Origin of the sequence: Geodermatophilus poikilotrophus (assembly GCF_900111455.1) — a bacterium.
Lineage (GTDB): Bacteria > Actinomycetota > Actinomycetes > Mycobacteriales > Geodermatophilaceae > Geodermatophilus > Geodermatophilus poikilotrophus.
Genome location: NZ_FOIE01000003.1, coordinates 191388 through 201737, shown reverse-complemented (window position 1 = coordinate 201737; position 10350 = coordinate 191388). Strand labels below are relative to the sequence as shown.

General features: G+C 73.8%; 9 protein-coding genes. 7 read left to right on the top strand and 2 right to left on the bottom strand.

Annotated elements, in window-relative coordinates; all coding sequences use genetic code 11:
• Nucleotides 1–276: 276 nt before the first annotated feature.
• The 4 genes from BMW27_RS22865 (at nt 277) to BMW27_RS08435 (ending at nt 4883) form a co-directional block, all read left to right on the top strand.
• The gene (locus BMW27_RS22865) at nt 277–1002 is read left to right on the top strand and encodes an endonuclease/exonuclease/phosphatase family protein (RefSeq protein WP_139206857.1); all 726 of its coding nucleotides are present in this window, start codon (nt 277–279) and stop codon (nt 1000–1002) included.
• Between the two features lie 89 nt (nt 1003–1091).
• Nucleotides 1092–1715 (top strand): hypothetical protein, encoded by a 624-nt coding sequence (locus BMW27_RS08445; protein WP_091442289.1) that lies wholly within the window; start codon nt 1092–1094, stop codon nt 1713–1715.
• Between the two features lie 278 nt (nt 1716–1993).
• Nucleotides 1994–3238 carry a polyhydroxyalkanoate depolymerase gene (locus BMW27_RS08440; protein WP_091442286.1) on the top strand — a complete coding sequence of 415 codons (1245 nt, stop codon included), beginning with the start codon at nt 1994–1996 and terminating at the stop codon, nt 3236–3238.
• 100 nt (nt 3239–3338) lie between these two features.
• Nucleotides 3339–4883, top strand: a complete 1545-nt coding sequence (locus tag BMW27_RS08435) for a long-chain-fatty-acid--CoA ligase (RefSeq protein ID WP_091442283.1) — start codon at nt 3339–3341, stop codon at nt 4881–4883.
• Between the two features lie 6 nt (nt 4884–4889).
• On the opposite strand, the gene BMW27_RS08430 is transcribed toward BMW27_RS08435, so the two are convergent.
• Both BMW27_RS08430 and BMW27_RS08425 read right to left on the bottom strand, forming a co-directional pair.
• Entirely contained in the window at nt 4890–7055 is a 2166-nt protein-coding gene (locus BMW27_RS08430) for a putative bifunctional diguanylate cyclase/phosphodiesterase (protein ID WP_245743388.1), read from the bottom strand.
• Nucleotides 7052–7858 (bottom strand): SAM-dependent methyltransferase, encoded by an 807-nt coding sequence (locus tag BMW27_RS08425; protein WP_091442281.1) that lies wholly within the window; start codon nt 7856–7858, stop codon nt 7052–7054. Before BMW27_RS08425 ends, BMW27_RS08430 begins: the two co-directional genes overlap by 4 nt.
• 226 nt (nt 7859–8084) lie before the next feature.
• On the opposite strand from BMW27_RS08425, the gene BMW27_RS08420 reads away from it, so the two are divergent.
• The 3 genes from BMW27_RS08420 to BMW27_RS08410 all read left to right on the top strand — a co-directional run bounded on the left by BMW27_RS08420 (nt 8085) and on the right by BMW27_RS08410 (nt 10301).
• Nucleotides 8085–8441, top strand: a complete 357-nt coding sequence (locus tag BMW27_RS08420) for a type II toxin-antitoxin system Phd/YefM family antitoxin (RefSeq protein ID WP_245743386.1) — start codon at nt 8085–8087, stop codon at nt 8439–8441.
• Nucleotides 8438–8863 (top strand): type II toxin-antitoxin system VapC family toxin, encoded by a 426-nt coding sequence (locus BMW27_RS08415; protein ID WP_091442275.1) that lies wholly within the window; start codon nt 8438–8440, stop codon nt 8861–8863. The genes BMW27_RS08420 and BMW27_RS08415 overlap by 4 nt, the downstream gene beginning before the upstream one ends.
• Nucleotides 8864–8957: 94 nt before the next feature.
• Nucleotides 8958–10301 carry an ABC1 kinase family protein gene (locus tag BMW27_RS08410; protein WP_091442272.1) on the top strand — a complete coding sequence of 448 codons (1344 nt, stop codon included), beginning with the start codon at nt 8958–8960 and terminating at the stop codon, nt 10299–10301.
• Nucleotides 10302–10350: the final 49 nt, after the last annotated feature.

Below are 10350 nucleotides of genomic sequence, written 5' to 3'. Positions count from 1 at the left end.
GGGTCACCCACCTCGCGGGCGGTCCCGACGACGACACGGCGCTGCTCGCCCACAGCTCCGGCAACTACTCCACCGATCCTGAGACCCAAGGGCTCCTCGAGCACCTCGTGAACTGACCGGTCCGCCAGGGCCCATGCTTCTTCGGGGCAGAGCCATATCCCTACCACATTCAAGCGGGCGCCAAAGCGTCAACAGGGGCAGCTCGTGCTCGGCGACACAATCTGCAAAATCAGGTGCGTACGTCGAACTGACCCATCCATCTGTTCTCATGCCGGAGTGAAGCTCGCCACCTGGAACTGCCTTGGGAAGCTCGACACCAAGCTCCCACACCTGTTGGACGTCGGCGTCGATGTCGCCGTGTTGTGTGAAGCCAAGACGCCGGCCTCCTGGCCGACTCCCGACGGACGAGGAGTGACCGGCCTCAGTCGGCCGGTTCAGGGCGGCGGCGGGAAGGAGCTCGTCGTTGTTGCCTGCGAGCCATGGGCAGTGACGCCGCATGCAGCCGCGGATGCGGCGCCTCACTGGACGCTGCCCGTACGCGTCAACGGCCCCATGTCGTTCACGCTCGTGGCTCTGTACACAGCCAAGTTCCCCGGCTCGCGGAGCTACGAGGAGGAGATCGACCGAGCCGTCAACTGGATGGACGAGGCGTCCGACGGGGGACCGTTCGTCTTGGCTGGCGACTTCAACTCACCCATCGAGAAGAGCCAGAAGCAGTACGACGAGGTCGCGCGCCGCCTTGAGCGCCTGGGCCTGGTGGATGTCTACCGAGCTGCCCGCGGCCTCGAGCAGGGCGAGCCGCCCGTAGAGGCGACGTACTACCGGCGCCATCAGGGCGAGGTGCGTGGCTTCCACATCGACCACATCTGGCTACCGGCAGCGTGCGCGGACGGCGCCAAGGTCGACGTCGGGGACTTCGACACCTGGATCGCATCAAAGCGCAGCGACCACGTGCCGGTGATTGCCGACATCGAGGACAGCCGCTTCGCGGCAACGCCGTAGGGCTACGCCAGCCGTTGCCTCGCGGGTTCGGGGCCGAGAAGCTGACCCGCAAGGCGATGCCGCCGGGGCGCCGCCCGAACGGAGGTGGCATGTACGCCCGATCCACCAGCATCCGCGGCAACCTCAGCAACCTCGATGCCGGCATCGCCTACGTACGCGACGAGGTGATGCCGGCGGTCAAGCAGGCCGACGGCTGCGTCGGCCTGTCGCTGCTCGCCGACCGCGAGAGCGGCCGCTGCATCGTCGCGACCTCCTGGGTCGACGAGCAGGCCATGCGCGCCACCGCCCACGAGGACCGCACCGTCCAGCACCGCCTCCTGCACACCCTCGGCGGCGAGCACGCCGACGTCCAGGAGTGGGAGATCGCGGTTCTCCACCGGGAGCGCCCGGCCGGGGACGGCGCCGGCGCGCAGGTCACCTGGGCCCGCATCGCGCCGAACCACCTCGACGACCTGCTCGAGGCCTACCGGCACAACCTGCTGCCCAAGCTCCAGGAGCTGCCCGGCTTCTGCAGCGTCAGCATGCTGGTCGACCGGCGCCTCGGCCGGACAGTCAGCGTCACCAGCTTCGAGAACCGCGACGCCGCGGGGCTGGTGCGCAAGCACGCCAGGTCGCTCCGCAACCAGTTCGCGCAGGCCATGGGCGCCAAGATCGTGGACATCGCCGAGATGGACCTCGTGCTCGCCCACCTGCACGTGCCCGAGGCCGTGTAGCAGCCTGCAGAGAGCAGAGCGCCCCGGCGACCGTGGTCGCCGGGGCGCTCCTGCGAGGCGATCAGATCCCGGCCGCAGCAGCGTCGAGCGCCGACTCCGTCGACGACACCGCCGCGACCGGAGTGGCCGCTGTGACCCCCGGGACGCCGGTGCCGCCGACCCCGCCCGCGATGTCACCGACACGGGGGTAGTTGCGCCGTCATCCCGCCGTCGCGTTTAAGTTACTCGCCAGTGACCTAAGTCACCGTTAACGCTCCGACTCCGCGACAGGCAGGCCGATGCTCTACACCGCTTACGAGATCAACCGTCGAGCCACGGCGCCCGTCCTCACGGCGTCCGAGCTGACCGCTCGGGCACTGCAGGCCCTACCCGCCCCCTGGGCCCGCACGCCCGCCGTCCGCCACGTGCGCGCCCTCTGCGACATCGTCGCCAAGGCGCGCCCCACGCACGACCGCCCGGCGTTCGGCATCCCGACCGTGCAGGTCGACGGCCGCGACGCCGACGTCTTCGAGCGCCCCGCGCTGACGACGCCCTTCGGCACCCTGCTGCACTTCGCCAAGCCGTCGGTCGTCGGCCAGCCCCGCGTGCTCGTCGTCGGCCCCATGTCCGGCCACTTCACGACGCTCATCCGGCCGACGATCAAGACCCTGCTGGCCGACCACGACGTCTACGTCATCGACTGGCACAACGCCCGCGACATCCCCGCGGCACACGGGCCCTTCGGGCTCGACGAGTACATCGAGCACGTCATGCAGGCGCTGCGCCACCTCGGCCCCGACACCCACGTCGTGGCCGTGTGCCAGCCCGCCGTCCCGGTGCTCGCCGCCGTCGCGCTGCTCGCGGCGCAGGACGACCCCGCCCAGCCGGCCAGCGTCACGCTCATGGCCGGCCCGATCGACACCCGGGTCAACCCCAACCGGGTCAACAAGTCCGCCGCCGACAAGCCGCTGTCCTGGTTCGAGCGCCGCGTCGTCGACACCGTGCCCAGCCGGTACCCGGGAGCCGGACGGCGGGTCTACCCCGGCGTCGTGCAGCTGACCGCCTTCATGTCGATGAACCCCAAGCGGCACCTCACCGCGCACGCGCGGATGTACCGCGACCTGGTCACCGGCAACGCCGCCGCGGCCGCCACCACCCGCGCCTTCTACGACGAGTACGGCGCGGTCATGGACGTCCCGGCCGAGTTCTACCTGGAGACGGTCGGCCGCGTCTTCCAGCAGCACGAGCTCCCGCTCGGGCGCTTCACCTGGCGCGGACAGCGCGTCGACCCCGGCGCCATCCGCAACACCGCGCTGCTCACCGTCGAGGGCGCGAACGACGACATCTGCTCCCCCGGCCAGACCGAGGCCGCCCACCGGCTGTGCACCGGGATCCCGGAGGAGCGCAAGGGCCACCACCTGCAGAACGGGGTGGGCCACTACGGCGTCTTCAGCGGCTCCCGCTGGGAGGCCGAGATCTACCCCGTCGTCCGGTCGTTCATCGAGTCCGCCCGTACGGCCGAGCGGGTGGCGTCCGGCAGCTGACCCGCGCCCGCCAGGGGCGGCCGGGCGCAGAGCCGTCCGCCCCTGGCGACGCGCCCGTCCCGGGAGCCACGATCCGGACCCACCGGATCGGGAGGCCGCCGTGCACCTCACCCAGGGGCTGCACCGCCACGTCCAGCAACGCCCGGACGAGATCGCCACCGTCTGCGCCAGCCGCACCCGCACCCACGGCGAGTCGGTCGACCGGATCGCCCGGCTCGCCGCCGGGCTCCGGCAGCTCGGGATCCGGGACGGCGAGCGGGCGGCCATCCTGTCCCTGAACTCCGACCGCTACCACGAGTTCCTCGCCGCGACGCTGTGGGCCGGCGGCGTCGTCGTCCCGGTCAACATCCGGTGGAGCGTCCCCGAGATCGCCGACTCGCTCGCCGAGGTCGACGCCCGGGTCCTCGTCGTCGACGACCTCTTCGCCGGGTGCGTCGAGGGCATCAGGGCCGGCCACCCGTGGCTCCGGCACGTCGTCCACGGCGGTGACGGGCCGACGCCCGACGGCATGCTCGCCTTCGAGCAGCTCATCGGGACGCACGAGCCGGTCGAGGACGTCCGCCGCGGCGGCGACCAGCTGGCCGGCGTCTTCTACACCGGCGGCACCACCGGCCGGTCCAAGGGCGTCATGCTCAGCCACGACAACCTGCTGACGTCGGCCATGGGCGTGTTCGCCACCGACCACGCCCCAGCCGACCGCGTGCTCCTGCACGCCGCGCCGATGTTCCACGCCGCCGCCTTCTCCGGCTGGGTCGGCAACGGCGTGGTCGGCGGCCGGCAGGTGATGATCCCGGTGTTCGACCCGGTCGCCGTCCTGAGCGCCGTCCAGGAGCACGGCGTGACCGACGTGCTGCTGGTCCCCACGATGATCCAGCTGGTCGTCGACTCCCCGCGGGTCGACGAGTTCGACCTCACCAGCGTCCGGAAGGTGATGTACGGGGCCTCCCCCATGTCCGACGCCCTGCTCGGCCGGACGGTGAAGGCGCTGCCCAACGCGCGCTTTCTGCAGGTGTACGGCATGACCGAGCTCGCCCCCGCGGCCACCGTCCTCCGGCCGGACGACCACGAGGACCCGAGGCACCGGCGCTCCGTCGGCCGCGCCGCTCCGCACACCGAGCTGCGCGTCGTCGGCCCGGACGACGTCGAGCTCCCCCGCCGCGAGGTCGGGGAGGTCGTCGTCCGCGGCGGTCACGTGATGCTCGGCTACTGGAACCGGCCGGAGGAGACCGCCGAGGCGCTGCGCGGCGGCTGGATGCACACCGGCGACGCCGGCTGGATGGACGACGAGGGCTACGTCTACCTCACCGACCGCCTCAAGGACATGATCATCTCCGGCGGCGAGAACGTGTACTCGGTCGAGGTGGAGAGCGTCCTCGCCCAGCACCCGGCCGTGGCCACCTGCGCGGTCATCGGCGTCCCCGACGACACCTGGGGCGAGCGCGTGCACGCCGTCGTCGTCCCGGCGGCCGGCGCCGCCGTGACCCTCGAGGAGCTGCGCGCCTTCTGCGCCGACCGGATCGCCGGCTACAAGGTGCCGCGGTCGGTGGACGTAGTCGACGCGCTGCCGGTCTCCGCGGCCGGCAAGGTGCTCAAGCGCGAGCTGCGGAAGCCCTACTGGGCCGGGCAGGAGCGCGCCGTCCACTGACCCCGCTCAGACCGGGTCGAGGAGCCTGCCGAGGTCGGCCGGATCGGCAGGACGACCGAGGTGCGTGCCCTGACCGGCGTCGCAGTCCAGCTCCCGCAGGATGGCGACCTGGGCCGGCGTCTCCACGCCCTCCGCGGTGACCGTGAGGCCGAGCAGGTGGGCCAGCGAGACGATCGATCCGACGAGCTGGACGTCGACGGGGTCGACCGCGTCGTCGGAGCGCAGCCCGCGGAGGAAGGAGCCGTCGAGCTTGAGCTCGTCGAGCGGCAGCCGCCGCAGGTGGGCGAGGTTGGAGTAGCCGGTACCGAAGTCGTCGATGGCCAGGCGAACGCCCATCCCGGCGAGCGCGTCGAGGGTGTGACCGGTGAGCGGGTCGGTGCCGAGGACCGCGCTCTCGGTGATCTCGAGCTGGAGCTGCTGCGGGTGCAGCCCGCTGTCGGCGAGCGCGGCACGGACGTCGTCGACCAGGTGCTCGTCGCGGAGCTGCCGGCTGGCGAGGTTGACGCTGACGAACGGGCCGCTTGCCTCGGCTCCGAACCAGGAGAACGCCTGCCGGCAGGCGGCGCGGAGCACGTGCCGGCCGAGGGGGACGATCATCCCCGACTCCTCCGCCAGGCCGACGAAGCTCTCGGGGCCGAGGAGCCCCATGCGCGGGTGCTCCCAGCGGACCAGCGCCTCCACGCCGTGCAGCCGGCCGTCGGCCAGCCGCCGCAGGGGCTGGTAGTGGACCAGCAGGTGCTCCCCCGCCAGCGCCGCGGGCAGCGCGGAGGAGAGCCGGTACCGGGTGATCTCCCGGGCGTCGCGCTCCGGCTCGAACAGCGCCCACTGGCTCCTGCCGTCCGCCTTGGCCCAGTAGAGCGTCATGTCGGCGGCCCGCAGCAGCTCCGCCGGGTCGATGTCGGCGATCGACCGCTCCACCACACCGACGCTGGCGGTGATCTCGACCCGGCGACCGCCGAGCTGCACCGGCTGCGCCACCGCGGCCAGGACCTCCTCGGCGAGCGCGACCAGCTGCGCGCTGCCCGACGTCCCCGGGACGAGGACGACGAACTCGTCCCCGCCGAGCCGGGCGACCGACAGCCCGCGGTCGCGCACCACGGACACCAGCCGCTGGGCGACCGCGACGAGCAGCTGGTCGCCGACCTCGTGCCCCAGCGTGTCGTTGACCGCCTTGAAACCGTCGAGGTCGAGGTAGCACAGTCCCGCCCGGGCACCCGGCGACGCCTGGTCGAAGACGGCGTCCAGGTGGGCGAGGAACGTCCTCCGGTTGGGCAGCCCGGTCAGCGCGTCGTGCTGGGCCTCGAACTCGAGCCGGCGGCGCAGGTGGCGCAGCGCCGTGACGTCGTGGATCAGCGCCAGCTGGTAGCGGGGCCGGCCGTCCCCGTCTCGCAGCAGCGAGACCGTGAGGTCGGTCCACACCGACTCGCCGTCGGACTTGAGGAACTGCTTCTCCAGCCGGAAGTGGTCCCGTTCCCCGCGGATCAGCTCCCCGTAGAGCCGCCACACGTGCTCGACGTCGGCGGGGTGCATGAACTCCTGCACGGACCGGCGGCGGAAGTCCTCGACCGGGTGACCCAGCAGCCGCACCAGGGCCGGGTTGACGTCCAGGATCCGGCCCTCCAGGTCGCCGATCCCGATCCCGATCGTGGCGCCCTCGAAGACCGCGCGGAAGCGCTCCTGGCTGACGTGCAGCGCCTCCCGCGCCTGCTCCCGGGCCGCCGCGGCCGCGCCGAGGATCGCCTCCTCCTCCCGCAGCGCCCGGTCCTGCAACGCCGCGCTGAAGCCCTCGGCGACCGCCGCCACGAGGGCGTGCCACCGGTGGTCGGGAGGGGCGCCCTCGCGGGACGGCGCCGCGCCGCCCGGCCCGCCGTCCAGGAGCACGCACAGGGTCTGGGACAGCGACTGCGGGTTGGTGAAGTGGGCGTCGACCAGGGCGGCCCCCACCTGCCTGCCGGCGGGCCCCTGGCGGACCGGCGGCTCGTCGAGCGCGGCGTGGAGACGGTGCAGCAGGCCCCGCAGGAGCTCCTCCAGCTCGTCCGGCTGCAGGGGCACGTAGCTGGTCCCGGCGACGGCGTCGGCCCACCGCGCGGCGAGGGCCTCGACCGGGTCCGGGGGGACGGCGGCACCGGCCCGGTCCCCGTCGTCCCGGGAGCCCGTCACCGCCGTGCTCACGTGCGGCGGCCGACCCCGGCGAAGCCGGTGGTCCGCTCCGGGTGCCGGGCCGCCGCCTCACGGTCGTCCGGCCGCCAGAGCGGCAACCACACCAGGCCCGGGTCGAGGAGGTCGAAGCCGTCGAAGAACCGCTCGATCTCCTCGCGGCTGCGCATCGTCATCGGCGTCGGGGTGCGGCTGTAGAGCTCGCGGTGCGAGGCGGCCGCCTCGGGACGCCCGTCGGCGCTGGCGTGCGACAGGACGAGGTGGCTGCCCGGTGCCAGCCGGTCCCGGATCCGGGCCACCGCCCCGAAGGGGTCGTCCTCGTCGCTCACGAAGTGCAGGACGGCCACCACCAGCACCGCGACCGGCCGGTCCAGGTCGAGCGTCGCCCGGACCACCGGGTCCTCCAGGATGGTCTCCGGCGCGCGGAGGTCGGCGTGCACCACGGCGGTGTGCTCGTCATCGGCGAGGATCGCCCGGCTGTGGGCCACCGCCACCGGGTCGCTGTCGACGTACACGACCCGGGTCCCCGGGTGCACCTGCTGGGCGGCCTCGTGCACGTTGCCCACGGTGGGGATGCCGGATCCGATGTCCAGGAACTGGGTGGTGCCCCGCTCCGCCAGGTGGCGGACCGCCCGGCGGAGGAACGCCCGGTTGGCCTGCATGATCACGGGGAGGTCCGGCCACAGGGAGATGGCCTCCCGCGCCATCCGCCGGTCGACCTCCAGGTTGTGCGACCCCCCGAGGTAGTAGTCGTACACCCGTGCCGCGCTCGGGCGGCTCAGGTCGACCTCGGCAGGGACCCAGCTCGGACGGTACATGCTCCGTACTCCTCATCCCGTGCGCTCTGCTCGCACCCAGGGCCCGACGGACGACGGCCTCGCTTCCACCCGCATCTGTACCCGAGATCCCGCCGTCCCGGCGCCCGATCGTGCCGGTGTCGGGCGACACGCCGGAGCGGCCGTCCCCGTCATGCGGTCCACCCGTCCGGTCGCTCCCCGTTGCGGCGTCGCTGACGTCCACCGGTGGCCGCCTCGGAACGGAACGGTGGCCGGCACCGGGCCCGACGGCGAGCACGGCGAGGCGGTGGACTGCGCAATGTGGCTACCATGGCGCATGGTGATGTGGCCACCACGGGAGGTCGGAGTGGAGTCGGTGGGCATCCGGGAGCTGCGCGACGGGCTGAGCCGGTACCTGGCCGAGGTGCGCGCCGGGCGCACCATCACCGTCACCGACCACGGCCGCCCGGTCGCCCGGATCGTCCCGGTCGACGAGCCCAGCCCGTTGGAGCGGCTGATCGCCGAGGGGCTCGTCCAGCCGGCCCGCCAGCGCAGGCGCTCGGCGCCCCGGCCCGTCGAGGCCTCGGGGCCGGTCAGCGACCTGGTCGCCGAGCAGCGCATGTGATCGCCTACTTCGACGCGTCGGCCGTGGTGCCGCTGCTCGTCGAGGAGCCCGGGACCGACATCGCCCTCCGGGTCTTCCTCCAGGCCGAGACCGTGGCGACCGTCCGGATGACCTTCGCCGAGGTCTCCGCGGCGCTCGCCCGCGCGTCCCGGCTCGGCCGCTTGACGGCCGACGCGCACGACAGGGCACTCGCCGGACTCGAGTCCGTCTGGGCGCAGGTGGACGTCCTCGACGTGGACGACGGCCTCGTCCGCGCGGCAGGGGCTCTGGCGCGCGACCACGCCCTCCGCGGCCACGACGCCGTGCACTGCGCTGCAGCTCTGCGGGTCACCAGCGGGACGACCGTCGCACTGGCCGGTGACCGGGACCTGCTGGCGGCCTGGCAGCGGGAGGGTCTGCAGGTCCTCGACACGCAGTCCTGACCCGGTCGGGCACGGCCGATCCGGGACCCGTCGGAGAGGGGCGGGAGCGAGACGGCCACCGACGACCGCCCCGGTCGGCGCTACGGTCCGCCGGGTGACCTCCGAGGACGGTGGGCCGCCCCGGAGCCGCCTGGCCCGGACGGCGCGGCTCGCCGCGCTGCCGGCCGCCTACGCCGGGCGCACCGCCCTCGGGATCGGCAAGCGCCTCGGCGGCCGCCCCGCGGAGGCGGTCGCCGCGCAGGTGCAGCAGCGCACCGCCGAGCAGCTGTTCGCCGTCCTCGGGCAGCTGAAGGGCGGCGCCATGAAGGTCGGCCAGGCGATGTCGGCCATGGAGGCCGCGCTGCCCGAGCAGCTGGTCGGCCCCTACCGCGAGGCTCTGGTCCGGCTGCAGGAGGCGGCGCCGGCCATGCCGGCCGCGCTGGTGCACCAGCAGCTCGCCGCCGCGTTCGGACCCGACTGGCGGCGGCTGTTCCGGGATCTCGACGACCGGCCCGTCGCGGCGGCCAGCGTGGGGCAGGTGCACCGCGCCACCTGGTCCGACGGCACCCCGGTGGCCGTGAAAGTGCAGTACCCGGGCGCCGGGGAGGCGCTCGTCGCCGACCTGGGAGTGCTGCAGACGCTGACGCCGGTCATGCAGGCGGCCATGCCCGGCCTCGACGCCCGGCAGCTGCTCGCCGAGCTCCGCGCCCGGCTCGTCGAGGAGGTCGACTACGTCCGGGAGGCCGAAGCCCAGACGGCGTTCGCCGACGCCTACCGCGACGACCCGGACATCGCCGTCCCCGACGTGCTGGCCGTCGAGGGCCGGGTCCTGGTCACCCGCTGGGTCGAGGGGACACCGCTGTCCCGGGTCATCGCCGACGGCGACCGGGACGACCGGGACCGCGCCGGCCGGCTGCTGGTCCGCCTGCTCGCCTCCGCGCCCGTGCGCGCCCGCCGATTGCACGGCGACCCGCACCCGGGCAACTTCCGGCTGCTGCCCGACGGCCGGCTCGCCGTCCTCGACTTCGGCGCGACCGAGGCCCTGCCGCACGGCTGGCCGGCCCGGCTCGGACCGCTGCTCGCCGCCGGCCGGGACGGCGACGCCGCGGGCCTGCACCGCATCGCCGCCTCTGCCGGACTGCTGCGGCCGGACCAGGTCGGCGAGGGTGCCCTGCTGGCGCTGCTCGACCCCTACCTGCAGCCGCTGCGCGGCCCGACGTTCCGGTTCACCCGGGCCTGGGTGCAGGAGCAGACCCGGCTCGCCTCCGACCCGTTCAGCTCTGCCGCCCGCACCCAGCGCCGGCTGACCATCCCGCCGCGCCACCTGCTGCTCCAGCGCGTGGCCGCCGGGCTGGCCGGCGTCCTCTGCTCGCTGGACGCCACCGTCGCGGTCGACGGCGAGCTCCGGCGGTGGCTGCCCGGCTACGACGCCTCACGGGACGCGGGCACCCGGTCCTGACGGGGAGCGGCGGGGCGACCCGGTGACGCACGAGGACCGCGCCGTCACT